The sequence below is a fragment of the Bacteroides sp. 14(A) genome, assembly GCF_000526555.1.
Lineage (GTDB): Bacteria > Bacteroidota > Bacteroidia > Bacteroidales > Bacteroidaceae > Bacteroides > Bacteroides cellulosilyticus.
In genome coordinates this window covers 1216229-1235843 of the sequence record NZ_JAGH01000005.1, presented here as the reverse complement: position 1 = coordinate 1235843, position 19615 = coordinate 1216229, and the positions used below count along the sequence as shown (strand labels likewise).

The window sequence follows — 19615 nt, the reverse complement described above, 5'->3', positions numbered from 1 at the left end:
TAAGGCGATATAATTGAATTTACCGCCTTTCTTGTGTCCGGAAGGCATCTAGGTTCAGTTTTTTTTTATTTTAACGTAAATTGAAACAAAATAGGGGCAATTTAAATTTGCCCCATTTTTATTTTACTTTCCAGCAACTCAAACGACTTTTCGACTTCCGAATTAAGAACCTTCGCATATTCTTGTGTCGTTTTTATATTGGAATGTCCCAACATTTTGCTTACATTCTCTATCCTCACACCGTTGTTGAGACACATTGTAGCGAACGTGTGCCGGGCCATGTGAACGGTTAATTTCTTGTCTATTTTCGCATAGTCAGACACGATTTTAAGCCTTAAATTGTATTGCTGGTTACTGATTACCGGAAGGATGAAATTGTATCTTTCAAGCACTTCAATAGCAGGAGAAAGAAGAACGATAAAGTATCTTTCTTCTGTTTTTTGCCGGATATCCTGGATCACCATTTTGCCGTTTAACCTTTTTATGTCTTTTTCGAAATCAAACTTTGCAAGGTCTGCATATGATATACCGGTATAAGATTGGAAAACAAATAAGTCCCGCACTTGGCAAATGGTCTTAGAAGGTATTTCAGCCTTCATAATTTGAGCCAATTCTCCCTCGGTAAGGTATTTCCTTATCTGATGTTTTCCGCGATCAAAATGAAGCCCTAAATAAGGATTGGAATCAAGTAATTCAAATCTTATGGCTTCGTTTATATAACGTTTCATTCTTTTGTGGTAGTTATGCACCGTGGGTTGAGAATAACCTTTTGAATGTAACCAGTCATCATATAGTATTATATTCTCTTTCGTAAGGTCGGAGAAATTTGTTATTCGTTCAAAGCTTCTTAAAGACTCCGTGAATGTCCGGTGTGTCTTCTTGGTACTCTCTGTTATATCCTGCCTTTCCTCTAATCTTCTTTCGGCAAATTCTATAAAGCTTTCCGACTTTTTGGAGAATTTGATAAACCGGTCCAGCCTTTCAAAGTCGAATGGCTCCCTTTTACGGATAAGCTCGTTTACCCAATCCTGTATAATCCTGATTTGCTCGTCAAGACTTCTGTTTAATTCAAGCATTTGCATTGAATTTATTACCTTTTTTCGTTCGTCCCATTGGTCAGAATATAACTTCACACCAGTTCCAATATATTTTCTTTTCCTTTCGCTAAGGACTTCAATTTGTACAGAAGCCTTATGTTTTTTTGTAGCTGTCTTTTTTCGGTCAAAGACAAACCGTAATGTCGGGTATCTCATAATTTAAAGTTTTTAGGCATCTATTGAAAATTGGTATCACACAAGGTATCACAGGACAACTTTTTATTTGGGTCGTATTGGGCTGTATTGGGCTGTATTGGGACATATAAATTAGGCGATATATCTCTATTTTTGGCCAAAACGAAATTACAACACTCTGATATACAGCAAAATAGGGGCGATTTCTCGTCCCTATTTAAGCGGTGCGTACGGGACTCGAACCCGTGACCCCATGCGTGACAGGCATGTATTCTAACCAACTGAACTAACGCACCATAATTTCATTTCCTTAATTGCTTTCTCTCTCGATTGCGGTTGCAAAGGTAGGCATTTCTTTGAAACCTGCAATAGCTACGATGAAATTTTTTTGCTTGATTTTATCACTTTTCCTTTTATATCCTCATTTTGAGAACATTGGAATATAAAAAAAATAAGTTCTTGCAGAGCTTTTTGTGAAAGGGGATTGGGATGGTTTTGTAATGAAAACGAAGCTTTCTGTTGCTTGATTTAAACTTCTTGCTCGAAAACTTCGTTATTTTACAATAAATCGTTATTTTTGCAAACTCAAATCGAGAAAATTGTAATTTGAAAACGATAAAAACGATAATTTAGGATGATGAAAACGGCTAAACTGTTACTTCACTGTCCCGACAAACCGGGAATTCTGGCAGAAGTGACAGACTTTATAACGGTAAACAAGGGAAATATTATCTATCTGGACCAATATGTCGATCATGTGGAGAATATCTTTTTCATGCGTATCGAGTGGGAATTGAAGAACTTTCTGATACCGCAAGAGAAAATTGAAGATTATTTTGCTACGCTGTACGCACAGAAATATGAAATGTTTTTCCGTCTCTATTTCTCGGATACGAAACCACGTATGGCAATATTTGTGTCTAAGATGTCACATTGCCTGTTCGATTTACTGGCACGCTATACGGCAGGAGAGTGGAACGTCGAGATTCCTCTTATTATAAGCAACCATCCCGACTTGCAACATGTTGCCGAACGTTTCGGAATACCTTTCTATTTGTTCCCTATTACAAAGGAGACAAAAGAAGAACAGGAGAAAAAAGAAATGGAATTGCTGGCAAAACATAAGGTGAACTTTATTGTACTGGCGCGTTATATGCAGGTGATTTCAGAGCGGATGATTGATGCATATCCCAATCGGATTATCAATATTCATCATTCTTTCCTTCCTGCATTTGTGGGAGCAAAACCTTATCATGCAGCATTTGAGCGTGGTGTGAAGATCATTGGCGCTACCAGTCATTATGTAACAACAGAATTGGATGCAGGACCGATCATTGAACAAGATGTGGTTCGTATCACTCATAAAGATACTGTAGAAGATCTTGTAAATAAGGGGAAAGACCTGGAAAAGATTGTTCTCTCACGTGCCGTGCAGAAGCATATTGAGCGCAAGGTACTGGCATATAAGAATAAAACAGTGATATTTAGTTAAGGTATATTCATGAAAGTAGCGATTATCAAATATAATGCGGGCAATATCTATTCGGTGGATTATGCGCTGAAGCGTTTGGGCGTGGAGGCTGTGGTAACGGCGGATAAAGATGAATTGCGTGCGGCGGACAAAGTGATCTTTCCAGGTGTGGGCGAGGCGGAAACAACCATGAAGTTTCTGCGTGCCAGTGGTATGGATGCATTGATTAAGGAACTTAGACAGCCTCTTTTAGGGATATGTCTGGGTATGCAAGTGATGTGCCGCCATTCTGAAGAAGGAGGAGATGTGGACTGTCTGGGTATTTTTGATACGGAAGTGAAGCGTTTCGTTCCACAGAAGCATGAGGATAAAGTGCCTCACATGGGTTGGAATACGCTCACAGAGACGAACAGTGGCTTATTCAAAGGCTTTACAAAAGAAGAGTTTGTCTATTTTGTGCATAGCTTCTACGTTCCGGTCAATGAATATACAGCTGCTGTGACGGACTATATACAACCGTTTAGCGCTGCCTTGCATAAGGATAATTATTACGCTACCCAATTCCATCCGGAGAAAAGTGGAGGTGTGGGAGAACGTATCCTGCGTAATTTTTTAGAATTATAATTAAGTAGATGAATATTATGATAGAGCTTATTCCTGCAATAGATATTATCGACGGAAAGTGTGTACGCCTTTCGCAAGGTGACTATGACAGTAAGAAGGTGTATAACGAAAATCCGGTAGAAGTGGCCAAAGAGATGGAGGCGCACGGTATTCGCCGGCTTCATGTGGTAGACTTGGACGGAGCGGCTTCTCATCATGTAGTCAATTATAATGTTTTGAATAGAATCACCTCACAGACTTCCCTGATAGTTGATTTCGGTGGTGGTGTGAAAAGTGATGAAGACTTGAAGATCGCTTTCGAGAATGGGGCACAGATGGTTACAGGCGGCAGTATTGCGGTGAAAAATCCTGAGTTGTTCTGCCATTGGCTGGAAGTTTACGGCAGTGAGAAGATAATTCTTGGTGCGGACGTGAAAGACCGGAAGATAGCTGTGAATGGCTGGAAGGATGAAAGTGCTTGTGAATTGTTCCCTTTCCTGAAAGAATATGTAGAGAAAGGTATTCAGAAAGTAATCTGCACGGATATTAGTTGTGACGGTATGTTGCAGGGGCCTTCTATTGAACTGTATAAGGCAATGCTGGAAAAACATCCCGACCTTTACCTGATAGCAAGTGGCGGTGTCAGCAGTATGGAAGATATACGTGTATTGGAGACGGCTGGGGTACCGGCTGTTATTTTTGGTAAGGCTCTGTATGAAGGGCGTATTACTTTGAAGGAAATTGAAAGAATGATGCAGGATTATTGACGAATCATTCTCAATTGAGTTAGATTTAGATTATATATCCTCATGAATATAAATCGTTAAAACAAAACAAAAGTGTTAGCGAAAAGAATTATCCCCTGTCTCGATATCAAAGACGGACAAACAGTGAAAGGAACCAATTTCGTCAATTTGCGTCAAGCGGGCGATCCGGTGGAACTGGCGTGTGCATATAGTGAGCAAGGTGCTGATGAATTGGTTTTTCTGGATATAACAGCCAGTTTTGAAGGTCGCAAGACATTTGCAGAGTTGGTGAAGCGTATTGCTGCCAATATTAGTATTCCGTTTACGGTAGGTGGCGGTATCAACGAATTGAGTGATGTAGACCGTCTACTGAATGCCGGTGCAGATAAAATTTCTATCAATTCTTCTGCGATTCGCCGTCCTGAACTGATTGATGAAATAGCTAAGAACTTCGGTTCGCAGGTATGTGTGTTGGCGGTAGATGCCAAACAAACTGAAAAAGGCTGGTGGTGCTATTTGAATGGAGGCCGTGTAGAAACAGATAAGGAACTGTTTACCTGGACCAAAGAAGCTCAGGAACGTGGTGCCGGAGAAATACTTTTCACCAGCATGAATCATGATGGCGTAAAGACCGGATACGCTAATGAAGCGCTTGCTGAAATGTCTGATAACCTCTCTATTCCGGTGATTGCATCGGGCGGAGCAGGAGCAAAAGAGCATTTTCGTGATGTGTTTTTGCAAGGAAAAGCAGATGCGGCGTTGGCAGCCAGCGTTTTTCATTTCGGAGAAATTAAAATTCCCGATTTAAAATCGTATCTTTGCGCCCAGGGAATCTCGATGCGAACGGTGTAAGGGGATGATAAAATAGTAAGATGATAGGATGCTTATACCGCATTATAATTCGTAATTTGTAATTCGTAATTATATAAAAATGGATTTTGATAAAATGAACGGACTTATTCCGGCAATCATACAAGACGCAGACACCGCTAAGGTGTTGATGTTGGGCTTCATGAATAAAGAGGCTTACGACAAAACGGTAGAAACCGGTAAAGTGACTTTTTTCAGCCGCACCAAGAACCGTCTTTGGACGAAAGGTGAGGAGAGTGGTAATTTCCTGAATGTCGTTTCTATCAAGGAAGACTGTGATCAGGATACATTGCTGATTCAGGTACACCCTGTGGGACCTGTTTGCCATACAGGCACGGATACATGCTGGGGTGAGAAGAATGAACAGCCTGTAATGTTCTTGAAGCATCTTCAGGATTTTATTACTAAGCGCCATGAAGAGATGCCGGAAGGTTCTTACACAACCAGTCTGTTTGAGTCTGGTGTGAATAAAATGGCGCAGAAAGTGGGTGAAGAAGCTGTGGAAACAGTAATCGAAGCTTGCAATGGAACTGATGAACGGTTGATCTATGAAGGAGCCGATTTGATATACCACCTCATCGTGCTGCTAACATCCAAAGGATATAGTCTGGAAGATTTGGCACGAGAATTGCAGGAACGTCATAGCGCTTCGTGGAAGAAACACTAATTAATTAATAATTAAAAATTAATAATTAAACGGGAATGGCTGAACCGCTGATACGATATAAAGATGTGGAAGTACACCAACAGGACTTGTGCGTGCTGAATGAGGTAAACCTCGAGCTGCAGAAGGGAGAATTTGTGTACCTGATCGGTAAGGTAGGTTCGGGTAAGACCAGTTTGCTAAAGACACTCTACGGAGAACTGGATATCACTGCCGGCGAAGCAATGGTACTGGGGTATGATATGAGCCGCATTAAGCGCAAGCATATTCCGCAGTTGCGTCGTAAGCTGGGCATTGTGTTTCAGGATTTCCAACTGTTGACTGACCGCACGGTGAACGATAATCTTGCTTTTGTATTGAAGGCTACGGGCTGGAAAAACAAATCGGAAATAAAAGATCGTATCGCTGAAGTGCTGATGCAGGTAGGAATGGGTAATAAAGGATATAAGTTTCCTAACGAACTTTCGGGAGGTGAACAGCAACGCATTGTTATTGCTCGTGCTATGCTCAACTCTCCGGAGATTATCCTGGCGGATGAACCGACCGGTAATCTGGATGCGGAAACGGGACGTGCCATTGTAGGACTGTTACACAACATCAGCCGCACGGGTGGCTCACTGGTATTGATGACTACGCACAACCTCCATCTGCTTCACGAGTTTCCGGGACAGGTATATCGCTGTGCAGGTCATCAGATAACAGATGTAACGTCCGAGTATTCGGGTATGATGCCGACTGTAGAAGAAACAAATAATAATATATAATCATTTAATACAGGAACGAAAATGAAAGTTTTAAAGTTTGGAGGTACTTCCGTAGGTTCTGCAGCGCGGATAAAGGAAGTAGCCAAATTGATCACTGATGGTGAACAGAAGATAGTTGTACTCTCGGCTATGTCGGGCACAACTAATACATTGGTGGAAATTTCGGACTATCTGTACAAGAAAAATCCGGAGGGTGCCAACGAGATCATTAACAAGCTGGAGGCTAAATATAAACAGCATGTGAATGAGTTGTATTCCACTCCCGAGTATAAACAGAAAGGTCAGGAACTGATTAAATCTCATTTTGACTACATCCGTTCTTATACCAAAGACCTTTTCACACTGTTTGAGGAGAAAGTGGTGCTGGCACAGGGAGAACTGATCTCTACTGCCATGATGAACTATTACCTGCAAGAGTGTGGTGTGAAGTCCATTTTGCTTCCGGCTTTGGAATATATGCGTACCGATAAGAATGCGGAGCCCGATCCTGTATATATTAAGGAGAAACTTCAGATGCAGTTGGAATTGCATCCCGGTGCTGAGATTTACATCACACAAGGATACATTTGCCGCAACGCTTACGGAGAAATAGACAATCTGCAACGTGGTGGAAGCGACTATACCGCTTCTCTGATCGGTGCAGCTATCAATGCTTCCGAAATCCAGATATGGACCGATATCGACGGTATGCACAATAATGACCCGCGTATCGTTGACAAGACTGCTCCTGTACGTCATCTTCATTTTGAAGAAGCTGCCGAGCTGGCTTATTTTGGTGCGAAGATTCTTCACCCCACTTGTATACAGCCTGCCAAGTATGCCAATATCCCGGTGCGTCTGCTGAATACGATGGACCCGACTGCTCCCGGTACTATGATTTCCAATGATACTGAGAAGGGCAAAATTAAGGCAGTTGCAGCAAAAGATAATATTACGGCTATCAAGATTAAATCCAGCCGTATGTTGCTTGCTCACGGTTTCTTGCGCAAGGTATTCGAAATCTTTGAAAGCTATCAGACTTCTATCGATATGATTTGTACTTCTGAGGTAGGAGTATCTGTATCTGTTGATAATACGAAGCACCTCAACGAGATTTTGGACGACCTGAAGAAGTACGGAACCGTTACGGTGGATAAGGATATGTGTATTGTCTGCGTGGTAGGTGATTTGGAATGGGAGAATGTCGGTTTCGAGGCGAAGGCACTGGATGCCATGCGCGACATACCGGTACGAATGATCTCATTTGGTGGTAGTAACTACAACATTTCTTTCCTTATCCGTGAGTGCGACAAGAATAAGGCATTGCAGTCGCTTAGTGATGCACTGTTCAACGAAGAATAAGAGAAATAAGAAAGTACAGATATAAAATAATATGGAACGCAAACTACACAAATTGCACAACTCGCTGATAAAGGCTCTTGTGTAATTCGCGTAATTTGCGTTCTTTTCTTTATAAACAAAGTTTTGAAGTATGAAAGGAACATTTCCCATAGATAAATTCCGTGAGCTGCGTACCCCTTTTTATTATTATGATACGAAGGTGTTGCGCGACACTCTTTCCTGCGTGCGTGCAGAAGCCGCTAAATATGGCAATTTTGAGGTGCATTATGCTGTGAAAGCAAATGCTAATCCGAAGGTACTTACCATTATCCGTGAGAATGGACTGGGTGCCGATTGTGTGAGTGGAGGAGAAGTACGTGCTGCTGTTAAGGCAGGTTTTCCTACAAATAAGATTGTTTTTGCCGGAGTGGGCAAGTCTGATTGGGAAATAAACCTGAGCTTGGACTACAATATTTTCTGTTTTAATGTAGAGTCTATTCCCGAGTTGGAGATTATCAATGAACTGGCTGCAGCTAAAGGTAAAGTGGCTAATGTCGCTTTCCGCATCAATCCGAATGTAGGAGCTCATACTCATGCCAATATCACTACCGGACTGGCGGAAAACAAGTTTGGCATTAGTATGCAAGACATGGATCATGTGATAGAAGTGGCTTTGGAGATGAAGAATGTGAAGTTCATCGGATTGCACTTCCACATTGGTTCGCAGATATTGGATATGGGTGATTTTGTTGCCCTGTGCAATCGTGTGAATGAGTTGCAAGACAAACTGGAAGCACATCGCATCCGCATCGAGCATATCAATGTAGGTGGTGGACTGGGCATTGATTATAAGCATCCCAACCGTCAGGCAATACCTGATTTCAAAGATTATTTCTCTACTTATGCCGAACATTTGAAACTGCGTTCTTATCAAACGCTCCATTTTGAACTGGGGCGTGCCATAACGGGGCAGTGCGGTTCACTTATCTCGCAGGTGCTTTATGTAAAACAGGGAGCCAATAAGAAATTTGCCATCCTTGATGCCGGTATGACGGATTTGATTCGTCCTGCGTTGTATCAGGCTTACCATAAGATAGAGAATATTACTTCCGAGGATGCGGTTGAGGCGTATGATGTGGTAGGGCCTATCTGTGAATCGTCGGATGTTTTCGGAAAAGCGATAGACTTGAATAAGGTGAAGCGCGGAGATTTGATAGCATTGCGTTCTGCAGGCGCCTATGGTGAGATAATGGCTTCGAGTTATAACTGTCGTGAGTTGCCACAGGGGTATACTTCGGACGAGTTGGTATAAAGATTTAATCTTTTCATGACTCAGCCCATTAGGTTGAAGATTAGAGGAAAAAGCTATCTTTATTGTCATAACATTAAAAGAATAAACTTGTTTGTTATAAGTTTTGATATGGGTGGTCCGATTTTACGGACATTGTAAAACAATATGTAAGAACTCCTAAAAGTATAAACTATATGTATGAGCGTGCACATCATCCTTTTGATGATTGTACGCTTTCATTTTTATTTCCTATCCTCACTTTCTTTACTTTGTGTTCATAGACATTACGCCTTTGATTTCTGTTTTCAGGAGTTATTTTGTAGTGTGCAACTAAGTTATGAATACAGAAAGATTTGAGAAAGATGAAGGCGGTATGGACCTTGCGTTATATATGGTGTAGGTTATCATTATTATATTAAGGAAGAACGGAGATATCAAAAGTCTTCGTCCGGTTTTAAAAAACGGTGCGCACGCCCGGAGCCGTAACGCTCGCTCAATCGGCGTGTGCTATGAAGGTGGACTGGATGTGAGCGGATGCTTTGCCGATACGGGAACCGACTTTCAGAAACATTCCCTCTGCTGCTTGCCAAGTTGCTGCTAAAAGATTATCCGGATTTCCGGCTGGTGGGGCATCGTGACCTCAGCGCTGACTTGAATGGTTATGTGAAATAGAACCGGAAGAATGGATCAGACAGTGTTCGTGTTTCGATGCTGCTGCAATTCTGCGGGAAAAGCCTGCCAATCCGGGTTGTTTTATATAAAAAATGTTATTAAATGAACAATGTCTGTGTATCATTGTTACTTTTGTAATGATTTCAAATTAATTTAAAAAATACGATTATGATTACTGAAAAATTACAGAATGCAATTAACGAGCAGATCACGGCTGAAATGTGGTCGGCTAACATGTATTTGGCTATGTCTTTTTATATGGAGAAAGAAGGTTTTAGCGGTATGGCACACTGGTTGAAGAAACAGTGGGCAGAAGAAAACGAGCATGCCTGTGCAATGGCCGATTACGTAATCAAGCGTGGTGGTAAAGCCAAAGTTGATAAGCTGGATGTAGTTCCCAACGATTTCGGTACTCCGCTGGAAGTATTTGAACAGGTTTACAAACACGAGTGCCGTGTATCCGAAATGATCGATAAGTTGGTGGATGTGGCTGCTGCCGAAAAAGATAAAGCAACACAGGACTTCCTGTGGGGATTTGTACGCGAACAGGTGGAAGAAGAGGCAACTGCTGCGGGCATTGTTGATATGATTAAGAAAGCCGGTGCAACGGGTATCTTCTTTGTAGATGTGAAATTGGGCGAACGTTAATAATCTTTTGATATAGAATTGCTAAGTAGGGAAGCTGTCTGATTTTTTTTCAGACAGCTTCTTTTTTGTTTTCTTGGGATTATACATATTTTATTCTACCTTTGTTCCACTTATGGATCAGACAGTCGAATCATGAAAAACACATTTCTGCCTATATATGCATGGATTTTTCTGTTTTTTTTCGTTTTGAACAGCTGTTCGGATCGGGAAGAACGGCGAATTTTAATCGTGCATTCTTATGAGGAAAGCTATGTCGGCTATCCTGATTTCAATCGCTTGATAGATAAAGAATTCAGAAGAAACGGGGTGAATGCAGATATTCGTATCGTATATCTGGATTGTGAGGCTTTTCAGGAAGAACCGGAATTGAAGTATATGTATCATCTGCTCGATTCGGTTTCCGACGGCTGGGAACCTGAAGTAATTCTGGTGAATGATGATCAGGCTGCCTATTCACTGTTCAAGTGTTGTCATCCTTTAGTAAAAGAAATTCCGGTGGTTTTTGGTGGAGTGAACTATCCTAATTGGGAATTATTGAAAGAGTATCCTAATGTGACGGGGTTCCATGACCGGATAGATCTGATGAAGAATATACGCCTGGGAGCAAAGTTATTTGGTGAAGATGTGGAGCTGTTTACAGTACTTGATTCTACGTATATTGACCGGCAGATACGGGCGGATATAGAAAATCAACTGAAAGATGAAAAAGTAACCTGTATGGTCGGCTACTCGGGAACTCCTCGTGAAAAGAGGCTGTATTATCCCCATAAAGAGGGATATGCCCGTTTTTCCAGTCTGTCGGTACGAATTGGAAAGAAACAGGAAACGGCCAACTTTATTTGGACTTTAAGTAAGTATTCCATAGGAATGTGCTACCTCCAGATGAAACGCGACTATACATCGGTTAATATTGGAAATATATGTGCAAGCCCCAGTCTTACTGCAATTAATGAGGCATTCGGCTATAACGAAAAATTGCTTGGTGGATATATTACGACATTCCCGATTCTGGCCGAAGAGGAAGTGAGTGCTGCCATACGTATTTTGCATGGTGAGAAGCCTTCGGGTATACCTGTCAGGGAGAGCCGTAAGAAATATGTGGTAGACTGGAACGTGATGCAGCAACGGGGTATTTCCAAAGAGAGTATTCCGGCGGAATGTACGATTATAAATATTCCTTTCCGGGAAGAATATCCGGTAGCATGGGGAATCGGTGTTGTGTTGATTATCATTCTGCTTTCCACGTTGTTTGTCTGGCTCTTCTTCCTTTATCGCCGCGAACAAGGGCGGAAGAGACGTGCCCTTTATGAACTGGAAAGTGAAAAGGAAACATTGGCGTTGGCTATTGAAGGTAGCGACACCTTTGCCTGGAAGCTGGAAAATGACCATTTTGTATTTGAAAAGGAATTCTGGATATCACAGAAAATGAGTGCTAAATCACTTGGCTTTGAGGAACTATTGTCGTTTATGCATCCCGATCATTGGGATGAGGTGAGAGGGTACTGGAAAAACATTTCTAAGGCAGGCAAAGTGGTTTCTCAGGTGCGTTGTGACTTTAATGAAAAAGGCTATCAGTGGTGGGAGTTTCGCTATAAAACGATACTGCTTCCCGGTGGAGGATATAAAGCTGCCGGTCTGTTGCTGAATATACAGGCGATTAAAGACCGTGAACAGGAATTGGAAGAAGCAAGACTACTGGCTGAAAAGGCTGAATTAAAGCAGTCTTTCCTAGCAAATATGAGCCATGAGATTCGTACGCCGCTGAATGCAATTGTGGGCTTCTCCAATATATTGGCACTTGATGATGGTGTGAGTCCGGAGGAGCGTCTGGAATATATCGGCAGTATTAATAAAAACAGTGATTTATTGTTGAAACTAATCAATGATATTCTGGAACTTTCGCGCATCGAATCCGGATACATGTCATTTGAATACGAGAAGTGTTTCGTTTCAGAATTGGTTGACAGTATATATATGACTCATCAGATGCTGATTTCCGAACAATTGGAATTCATCAAAGAGTTGGATGCGGTGCAGGTGGAAGTGATGGTTGATAAGGGGCGCTTGACACAGGTGATCACTAATTTCCTGAATAATGCTTCTAAGTTTACTAAAACCGGATATATCAAGTTGGGATACCGTTATCTTTCTGAATCGGACCGAGTGGCTATCTATGTGGAAGATACCGGAAGAGGCATTGAACTCTCAGAACAGAAAATGATCTTTAGCCGTTTCTATAAACAGGATGAGTTTTCGCAAGGAGCCGGCTTGGGACTTTCTATCTGTCAGGTGATTGTAGAAAAATTGCGGGGCAAAATCGAACTGTGGTCGGAACCGGGGAAAGGAAGCAGGTTTACGGTGGTGCTGCCGGTGGTAAAAGCTACAAGCTACAAGTGACGAGTTGTAAGTTCCTTTCGGTGTGGTAGTCTGGCGAACAATTATTCGCTTACGAATACAGCGCAGCAACTTGTAACTCGTCATTTGTAGCCCGTAGCTTATCGCGCTTTAGCGCGATAATACTCCAAGTTCTTTTCCTACCTTGATGAATGCATCTATACACTTGTCAAGATGTTCTCTTTCGTGTCCGGCAGAGATCTGTACACGGATGCGTGCCTGGTCTTTCGGAACCACGGGATAATAGAATCCGGTGACGTAAATGCCTTCTTCTTGCATACGGGCGGCGTAAATCTGCGAAAGTTTGGCATCATACAGCATCACGGCGCAGATAGCACTTTGTGTAGGCTTGATGTCAAATCCGGCGGCAGTCATTTTCTCGCGGAAGTAATTAACGTTTTCTACTAATTTGTCATGCAGGGCATTGCTTTCTCTTAGCATATTGAAGACTTCGATACTTGCACCGATCACGGCAGGAGCAACAGAATTGGAGAACAGATATGGGCGACTGCGTTGGCGCAGCAGGTCGATAATCTCTTTGCGTCCGGTGGTGAATCCGCCCATGGCTCCGCCAAAAGCCTTACCCAGTGTACCGGTGTAAATATCCACACGTCCGTAAGTTTTGAATAGCTCGCTTACACCGTGGCCTGTTGGACCTACTACGCCGGCAGAGTGAGACTCGTCTACCATGACTAAAGCATCATACTTTTCTGCCAGATCACAGATTTGATCCATCGGAGCTACATTGCCATCCATGGAGAATACACCGTCTGTTACAACAATGCGGAAACGCTGGGCCTGTGCTTCTTGCAGACACTTCTCCAGTTCGGCCATGTCGGCATTGGCATAGCGGTAACGTTTGGCCTTACACAGGCGTACACCGTCAATGATGGAGGCGTGGTTCAGGGAATCGGAGATGATAGCATCTTCCTCGCTGAATAGAGGTTCGAACACTCCGCCGTTGGCATCGAAACAAGCAGCATAGAGGATGGTGTCTTCGGTTTTGAAATAGTCGGAGATAGCAGCTTCCAGCTCTTTGTGGATGTCTTGTGTTCCGCAGATAAAACGTACGGAAGACATGCCGTAGCCACGGTGATCCATCATCTTTTGGGCAGCGGCAATCAGTCGCGGATGGTTGGACAAACCTAGGTAATTGTTGGCGCAGAAATTCAGCACTTCCTTCCCTTTTACGGTGATGGCGGCTTGTTGCGCACTCTCGATCAGGCGCTCTTCTTTGTAGAGTCCGGCCTCTTTAATTTCAGCAAGCGTATTGCTGAGGTGTTCTTTCATTTTCCCGTACATAGCTTTATAAATTAAAAGTTTGTCATCTTATTACTAAACGATACAAAGGACACGATTTTTCTTCAAATAACCATAGCAAAATGATAGAATAATGAAAAAAAAGTATGTATATTTGCACGTCTCTAAGGATGGAGCACCTTATAAATAAGTCGTATGAAGAATATTTTGGTAATTGGAGCAACCGGACAGATAGGTTCGGAACTCACATTGGAATTGCGTAAACGTTATGGAGATGACCATGTTATAGCCGGATACATTCCGAGTGCTATGCCTAAAGGAGAATTGAAAGCATCGGGGCCTTCTGCTATTGCCGACGTAACCGACCGTCAGTCTATTGAAGTGGTGGCGCGCCAATTCAAGATTGATACGATTTATAATCTGGCGGCTTTGCTCTCGGTGGTTGCCGAAAGCCGTCCGGCCATGGCTTGGAAAATTGGTATAGACGGATTATGGAATGTGCTGGAAGTGGCGCGTGAATATGGTTGCGCAGTGTTTACTCCGAGTTCTATCGGTTCGTTTGGAGAAGCTACACCTCATGTAAAGACGCCGCAAGATACGATTCAGCGTCCTCGTACGATGTATGGGGTAACCAAAGTAACTACTGAATTGTTGAGCGATTATTATTATACTAAATATGGAGTAGATACTCGTGCGGTTCGTTTTCCGGGCATCATTTCCAATGTAACTCCTCCGGGAGGGGGGACTACAGACTATGCGGTCGATATTTTTTACTCCGCAGTGAAAGGTGAAAAGTTCGTATGTCCTTTGAAACCCGGTACTTATATGGATATGATGTATATGCCTGATGCGCTGAATGCAGCCATTTCGTTGATGGAAGCAATTCCAACACGTCTGAAGCATCGGAATGCTTTCAATATCGCTGCCATGAGTTTTGATCCGGAGGAAATCTGCCGGGAGATAAAAAAGCATGTGCCCGATTTTGAAATGGTATATGAGATTGATCCATTGAAGCAATCCATTGCCGACAGTTGGCCCGACAGCTTGGATGACAGTTGTGCTCGTGAAGAGTGGGATTGGAAACCGCAATATGATTTAGAGTCCATGACGGTGGACATGCTTGAGAAGTTAAGAGCTAAACTAAATAAGTGACCTTCAGGGGCCGGTAAAGAATGAGAAAAATAGGATTGGGGTTCTTTCTTCTCGTTTTCTTGGTGTCGTGCGGCAACAAGAAGACGAAGATGGATCCTTTTGCGACAATCACCAATTTGGTGGATTCAGCTGCACACAAAGCTGATACTGTACCACAGGCTGAAGTTGATAATGACCCTAAGCCAATAGAAGCGGATGAATCGTTTGATGATTTCGTCTATAGTTACGCTTCGGATGACGCTTTGCAACGGCAGCGGACTAAGTTTCCATTGCCTTTTTACGACGTTGATAAACCTTCTAAAATAGAGAGGGGGGAGTGGGAACATGATTATCTGTTTACCCAGCAGAGCTATTACACATTGCTCTTCGATGATGAAGATGACTTGGAGTTGGTGGGAGATACTGCCTTGACATCCGTACAGGTGGAATGGATTTTGCTGAAAAACCGTATGGTGAAGAAATACTATTTCGAACGTACCAAGGGTGTCTGGATGCTGGAAGCTATTAATCTCCGGCAGATAGAGCAGGGGGAGAATGAAGACTTCGTTGCGTTTTATTTGCGTTTTGTGACTGATAGTGTTTATCAGAGCCGGCATATTCGCGAACCTTTAGAATATATTACGATAGATCCGGATGATGAATTTTCTATCTTGGAGACTACACTCGACTTGAATCAGTGGTATGCTTTCCGTCCGGTATTGCCTGTAGACAAACTGTCCAATATCAATTACGGACAAAAGAATAGCGATTACTCTAATACGAAAATCCTGAAAGTAAATGGGATTGGAAACGGATATACCAATATTTTCTATTTTCGCAGACATCGTGGAGAGTGGGAGTTATATAAATATGAGGATACGAGTATTTAGGAAATTACGAATTACAAATGACGAATGATAGAGCATGAGATGAGAAAAATACCCAATACATTCGGACTTGATGTAGAAGCTGCCGTGTTTTTGGAATACAGTTCAGTAGAAGAATTGGAGAAGTTGATTGCCGCCGGACGCATCACTTCTCCTTATCTGCATATTGGCGGAGGGAGCAATCTGTTGTTTACCGGAAATTATGAGGGGGTGATATTGCATTCGCGTATAGGCGGCATTGAAGTAACGGCTGAAGATGAAGAAAAGGTTTCGGTGCGTGTAGGTGCCGGTGTGGTGTGGGATGATTTCGTGGGCTATTGTGCGGATCGGGGTTGGTATGGAGTTGAAAACCTGTCTCTTATTCCTGGGGAGGTGGGGGCTTCGGCTGTACAAAATATTGGTGCTTATGGCGTGGAAGTGAAAGATCTGATTTCTTTCGTAGAAACGGTGAACATACAAGGCGTGAAGCATGTTTACCAAACGGATGAATGTGATTATTCATACCGGAGCAGTGTTTTTAAACGGCCGGAAATGAAGCAGGTGTTTGTCACATATGTTGGTTTCTCTTTGAGTAAGAAAGAGTCTTATACATTGGACTATGGTACTATTCGTCAGGAACTTGAGAAATACCCGAAAGTTGACTTGAAGACATTACGACAGGTTATTATCGATATTCGTGAAAGTAAATTGCCTGATCCGAAAGTATTGGGTAATGCCGGTAGCTTCTTTATGAATCCTGTCGTTGCGCGTGAAGTTTTTGAAGCCTTACGGGAACAATATCCTCAGATGCCTTTTTATGAAATAAGTGCTGACCGGATAAAAATTCCTGCCGGTTGGATGATAGACCAGTGTGGTTGGAAGGGGAAATCGCTGGGACCTGCCGCCGTGCATGATAAGCAGGCATTGGTGTTGGTAAACCGGGGTGGGGCAACGGGGGCCGATATCGTAGCTCTTTCGGATGCTGTAAGGGCGTCAGTTCGCGATAAGTTTGGCATTGACATACATCCCGAAGTGAATTTTATTTGAAGTAATCATGATTATCAGAGGTTGCTTTTGAATGAACTGATGATTGATAATTAATATGTAATTAAAGTGAAACTAAGAATATTAGGAAGCGGAACATCGACAGGAGTGCCTGAAATAGGTTGTAAGTGCGAAGTTTGCACTTCTGCCGATCCGCGTGATAACCGCTTGCGTGCGTCTTCTTTGTTGCATACGGATGACGCGGTGATACTGATTGATTGTGGACCGGATTTCCGGGAACAGATGTTGAGGGTAGCCTCATTTGAAAAAATAGATGGAGTGCTGATTACTCATGAGCACTATGACCATGTAGGAGGACTGGATGATCTTCGTCCTTTTTGCCGTTTCGGCGAGATTCCCATATATTCCGATGACTATACGGCAACTCACTTGCGTGCGCGAATGCCCTATTGTTTTTTGGAACATAAATATCCCGGTGTACCTCAGATTTTCTTGCAGGAAGTGGAGCCGGGAAAGAACTTCTTTATCAATCATACGGAGATTATTCCTTTTCAGGTGATGCACGGGCGTCTGCCTATTCTGGGGTATCGTATAGGTAAACGTTTGGCTTATATTACAGATATGCTGACCATGCCTGAAGAGTCCTATGAACAATTGCAAGACTTGGATGTTCTGGTTGTGAATGCCTTGCGTGTCAAGCCGCATCCTACGCATCAGAGTATTTCCGAGGCATTGGAGACAGCAAAGCGCATTGGTGCGCGCGAAACTTATTTTATTCACATGAGTCATCATGCCGGATTGCATGTCGAACTCGAAAAGCAGCTTCCTCCTGATGTGCATCTGACTTTTGATGGAATGGAAATAGAGTTTTAAAGGCGGGCATTCTAAAACTTTTTTATATCTACTAAAGTTTTTGAAACATTTGTTTTGTTTTATTAGTAGAAATACTTATTTTTGCCGAAACTTGATGCCTGAAAAACCATGAAGTTACGCCTTATCATAAGAATTGCCATGATTGTGTCCATAGTGTTGCTATGTACGGGGTTCGGGGTGTATTCATTCTTTAGGCTGAATGAGGTGGAGAGTCAGAAAGATTTTAATCTATATACTCTAGTGCCTCAAAGCGCAATAGCTGTGCTGGAAACAGACCGTATGGCAGAATTGGTGGATGACATCAACCAGTTGAGTTGCAGCAAAGATAACCACTTCCTTTATGCTTCCGAACTTTTTGTTTATCTGAAAAACTATCTGCATACCTTGCTTGAGGATACTCCGCACGGACTTAGTAAGCAGATGAACAAAATGCTTATCAGTTTTCATGAGCCGGATACACCATTGAACCAAGTGTTGTATTGCAGTCTGGGATCAGGTGATTATGAGTTGGTGGAGTCGTTCATCAGGAAATATTGTTCCAGTTCATTCCCTTCTAAATTCTTTGATTACAGAGGTGAGGAAATCAGCATTTATCCTATGCCTGACGGACGTTTCCTTTCAGCGTATTTCACATCGGACTTCCTGGCGATCAGCTTTCAGAAGCGATTGATAGAACAGGTGATTGACGCGCGGCTCTCCAAAAAATCGTTGATAGATATGTCTTCATTCAAACTGATGCATGCCGGGAAGAATGCGAACGTGGAAGCTACGGTGTATGTGCGCATTAAATCGGTGGAGATGGGTAAAAATACAGATGGTATTCGTTCGCAGACCTATTTGGGAAGTTGGGCGGAATTTGATTTGAAGCTGAATGAGAATGCTATTTATTGTTCGGGGATTAGTCACGGATCGGACACTACACATACTTTTATAAATGCTTTGCGTCGCCAGCAGCCGGTAGAGGGGTTTCCGGGAGAACGGCTTCCACTTTCTACTTTCTTTTATGATTGTTGGGCCATTTCGGACATGGATGCCATGTGCAGCTTTACGGCGGAACAGGAATATGCCAAGGCGACTTATTCCGATTATATTAAAGAAAGAGATGAAGAATGGATGGATTTCTTGAAAATGTATGCAGGAGATCAGGTGATATCCTGTCTTTTTCAGTCGAAAGATACAGTAAATGAGATTCCTTGTGCGGTGATGAGTGTTCCGGTGAAGAATGTGTTGCAGGCTGAACGCCGCTTGCAGTCATTGCTTTATACTTCTCCGAAGGAAGTGGATGCGCCTCCTGTTCCGCAGGCATATCCTGATTATCATCTTTATCCAAAGGCGAAAGGATATCGTTATTATATATTGCCTCGTAATACCTTGTTGACTCAATTGACGGGTATCACAGAGTCTGCTCTTTATACGTATGTGTGTTTTTATCGCGGGCATCTGCTGATGGCACCGGATGTTGTCAGTCTTACGGCTTATATAGATGCCATGGAGAATGAGGAAGTATTGGATGATATTCCGTTGTATGAAGAGGGGATTGGGAGTCTTTCACCCACATATAGTTTTGTAATGATGGTGGATATGGAAAAGATGGTGGAGCAACCGGAAACTTATGTGCGTCTGATACCGAACTTTTTCTTTCGCCAGGCAAAGTTCTTCCGGCATTTCGTGCTTTCAATACAATTCACTTGTGTGGAGGAGGTGGTATATCCGAATCTGGTGTTTTTATACAAAGGAGATAAAATATAAGATTTAGTACACAAAAAAGGGAGAAAATTTCTCCCTTTTTTGTGTTAAATTCTTTT

At 42.6% G+C, this 19615-nt stretch carries 17 protein-coding genes, 1 tRNA gene and 1 pseudogene; 16 read left to right on the top strand and 3 right to left on the bottom strand.

All coding sequences use genetic code 11. The annotated features are described in order from the left end of the window. Positions 1 to 101 precede the first annotated feature (101 nt). A complete protein-coding gene (locus tag K429_RS0128050) occupies positions 102 to 1253 on the bottom strand; it encodes a site-specific integrase (protein WP_029327686.1) in 1152 nt (383 codons plus the stop codon). Between the two features lie 201 nt (positions 1254 to 1454). Beyond that, positions 1455 to 1528 (bottom strand) — tRNA-Asp (locus K429_RS0128045). Positions 1529 to 1866: 338 nt separating this feature from the next. Here K429_RS0128045 and purU point away from each other — a divergent pair. The 11 genes and pseudogenes from purU (at position 1867) to K429_RS0127995 (ending at position 12678) form a co-directional block, all read left to right on the top strand. After that, the gene (gene purU / locus K429_RS0128040; RefSeq protein WP_007209755.1) at positions 1867 to 2724 is read left to right on the top strand and encodes a formyltetrahydrofolate deformylase; all 858 of its coding nucleotides are present in this window, start codon (positions 1867 to 1869) and stop codon (positions 2722 to 2724) included. A gap of 9 nt (positions 2725 to 2733) precedes the next feature. Beyond that, positions 2734 to 3327 (top strand): imidazole glycerol phosphate synthase subunit HisH, encoded by a 594-nt coding sequence (gene hisH / locus K429_RS0128035; RefSeq protein WP_007216310.1) that lies wholly within the window; start codon positions 2734 to 2736, stop codon positions 3325 to 3327. Between the two features lie 17 nt (positions 3328 to 3344). Then, complete coding sequence (hisA, locus tag K429_RS0128030) at positions 3345 to 4073, top strand: 1-(5-phosphoribosyl)-5-[(5-phosphoribosylamino)methylideneamino]imidazole-4-carboxamide isomerase (RefSeq protein WP_029328899.1); 729 nt, start codon at positions 3345 to 3347, stop codon at positions 4071 to 4073. A gap of 72 nt (positions 4074 to 4145) precedes the next feature. Beyond that, positions 4146 to 4904, top strand: coding sequence for an imidazole glycerol phosphate synthase subunit HisF (gene hisF / locus K429_RS0128025; protein WP_029328898.1), 759 nt, complete (start codon positions 4146 to 4148; stop codon positions 4902 to 4904). A gap of 73 nt (positions 4905 to 4977) precedes the next feature. Continuing rightward, positions 4978 to 5589: a bifunctional phosphoribosyl-AMP cyclohydrolase/phosphoribosyl-ATP diphosphatase HisIE gene (gene hisIE / locus K429_RS0128020; RefSeq protein ID WP_029328897.1), complete on the top strand. Its 612-nt coding sequence runs from the start codon at positions 4978 to 4980 to the stop codon at positions 5587 to 5589. 35 nt (positions 5590 to 5624) lie between these two features. Continuing rightward, a complete protein-coding gene (locus tag K429_RS0128015; RefSeq protein ID WP_007209750.1) occupies positions 5625 to 6350 on the top strand; it encodes a cell division ATP-binding protein FtsE in 726 nt (241 codons plus the stop codon). Positions 6351 to 6371: 21 nt separating this feature from the next. After that, entirely contained in the window at positions 6372 to 7691 is a 1320-nt protein-coding gene (locus tag K429_RS0128010; protein WP_029328896.1) for an aspartate kinase, read from the top strand. A gap of 130 nt (positions 7692 to 7821) precedes the next feature. Beyond that, on the top strand, positions 7822 to 8982 hold the full coding sequence (gene lysA, locus K429_RS0128005; RefSeq protein WP_022210922.1) for a diaminopimelate decarboxylase: 1161 nt from the start codon (positions 7822 to 7824) through the stop codon (positions 8980 to 8982). A gap of 372 nt (positions 8983 to 9354) precedes the next feature. Next, a pseudogene (locus tag K429_RS30750) lies at positions 9355 to 9722 on the top strand (N-acetylmuramoyl-L-alanine amidase); the annotation flags it as partial. A gap of 79 nt (positions 9723 to 9801) precedes the next feature. After that, complete coding sequence (locus K429_RS0128000; protein WP_007209745.1) at positions 9802 to 10281, top strand: ferritin; 480 nt, start codon at positions 9802 to 9804, stop codon at positions 10279 to 10281. Between the two features lie 132 nt (positions 10282 to 10413). Then, positions 10414 to 12678, top strand: coding sequence for an ATP-binding protein (locus tag K429_RS0127995; RefSeq protein WP_029328895.1), 2265 nt, complete (start codon positions 10414 to 10416; stop codon positions 12676 to 12678). Between the two features lie 108 nt (positions 12679 to 12786). Here K429_RS0127995 and kbl read toward each other — a convergent pair whose 3' ends face one another. After that, a complete protein-coding gene (gene kbl / locus K429_RS0127990) occupies positions 12787 to 13977 on the bottom strand; it encodes a glycine C-acetyltransferase (RefSeq protein WP_007216316.1) in 1191 nt (396 codons plus the stop codon). 153 nt (positions 13978 to 14130) lie between these two features. Here kbl and K429_RS0127985 point away from each other — a divergent pair, with 153 nt between their 5' ends. The 5 genes from K429_RS0127985 to K429_RS0127965 all read left to right on the top strand — a co-directional run bounded on the left by K429_RS0127985 (position 14131) and on the right by K429_RS0127965 (position 19559). Then, positions 14131 to 15087 carry an NAD-dependent epimerase/dehydratase family protein gene (locus K429_RS0127985; protein WP_007209741.1) on the top strand — a complete coding sequence of 319 codons (957 nt, stop codon included), beginning with the start codon at positions 14131 to 14133 and terminating at the stop codon, positions 15085 to 15087. Positions 15088 to 15107: 20 nt separating this feature from the next. Further along, positions 15108 to 15956: a DUF4348 domain-containing protein gene (locus K429_RS0127980; protein WP_007209740.1), complete on the top strand. Its 849-nt coding sequence runs from the start codon at positions 15108 to 15110 to the stop codon at positions 15954 to 15956. A gap of 39 nt (positions 15957 to 15995) precedes the next feature. Beyond that, positions 15996 to 16979, top strand: coding sequence for a UDP-N-acetylmuramate dehydrogenase (gene murB, locus K429_RS0127975; protein ID WP_034752846.1), 984 nt, complete (start codon positions 15996 to 15998; stop codon positions 16977 to 16979). Between the two features lie 66 nt (positions 16980 to 17045). Beyond that, positions 17046 to 17810, top strand: coding sequence for an MBL fold metallo-hydrolase (locus tag K429_RS0127970; RefSeq protein WP_029328894.1), 765 nt, complete (start codon positions 17046 to 17048; stop codon positions 17808 to 17810). Positions 17811 to 17918: 108 nt separating this feature from the next. Next, entirely contained in the window at positions 17919 to 19559 is a 1641-nt protein-coding gene (locus K429_RS0127965; RefSeq protein ID WP_029328893.1) for a hypothetical protein, read from the top strand. Positions 19560 to 19615 lie beyond the last annotated feature (56 nt).

Excerpts from the sequence above, each read along its gene's own strand:
- kbl (WP_007216316.1), bottom strand. The coding sequence starts at position 13,977 with ATGTACGGGAAAATGAAAGAACACCTCAGCAATACGCTTGCTGAAATT.
- murB (WP_034752846.1), top strand. The coding sequence starts at position 15,996 with ATGAGAAAAATACCCAATACATTCGGACTTGATGTAGAAGCTGCCGTG.
- K429_RS0128000 (WP_007209745.1), top strand. The coding sequence starts at position 9,802 with ATGATTACTGAAAAATTACAGAATGCAATTAACGAGCAGATCACGGCT.
- K429_RS0128015 (WP_007209750.1), top strand. The coding sequence starts at position 5,625 with ATGGCTGAACCGCTGATACGATATAAAGATGTGGAAGTACACCAACAG.
- lysA (WP_022210922.1), top strand. The coding sequence starts at position 7,822 with ATGAAAGGAACATTTCCCATAGATAAATTCCGTGAGCTGCGTACCCCT.
- hisA (WP_029328899.1), top strand. The coding sequence starts at position 3,345 with ATGATAGAGCTTATTCCTGCAATAGATATTATCGACGGAAAGTGTGTA.
- K429_RS0127995 (WP_029328895.1), top strand. The coding sequence starts at position 10,414 with ATGAAAAACACATTTCTGCCTATATATGCATGGATTTTTCTGTTTTTT.
- K429_RS0127985 (WP_007209741.1), top strand. The coding sequence starts at position 14,131 with ATGAAGAATATTTTGGTAATTGGAGCAACCGGACAGATAGGTTCGGAA.
- purU (WP_007209755.1), top strand. The coding sequence starts at position 1,867 with ATGATGAAAACGGCTAAACTGTTACTTCACTGTCCCGACAAACCGGGA.
- K429_RS0128050 (WP_029327686.1), bottom strand. The coding sequence starts at position 1,253 with ATGAGATACCCGACATTACGGTTTGTCTTTGACCGAAAAAAGACAGCT.
- K429_RS0127965 (WP_029328893.1), top strand. The coding sequence starts at position 17,919 with ATGAAGTTACGCCTTATCATAAGAATTGCCATGATTGTGTCCATAGTG.
- K429_RS0127980 (WP_007209740.1), top strand. The coding sequence starts at position 15,108 with ATGAGAAAAATAGGATTGGGGTTCTTTCTTCTCGTTTTCTTGGTGTCG.
- K429_RS0128010 (WP_029328896.1), top strand. The coding sequence starts at position 6,372 with ATGAAAGTTTTAAAGTTTGGAGGTACTTCCGTAGGTTCTGCAGCGCGG.
- hisH (WP_007216310.1), top strand. The coding sequence starts at position 2,734 with ATGAAAGTAGCGATTATCAAATATAATGCGGGCAATATCTATTCGGTG.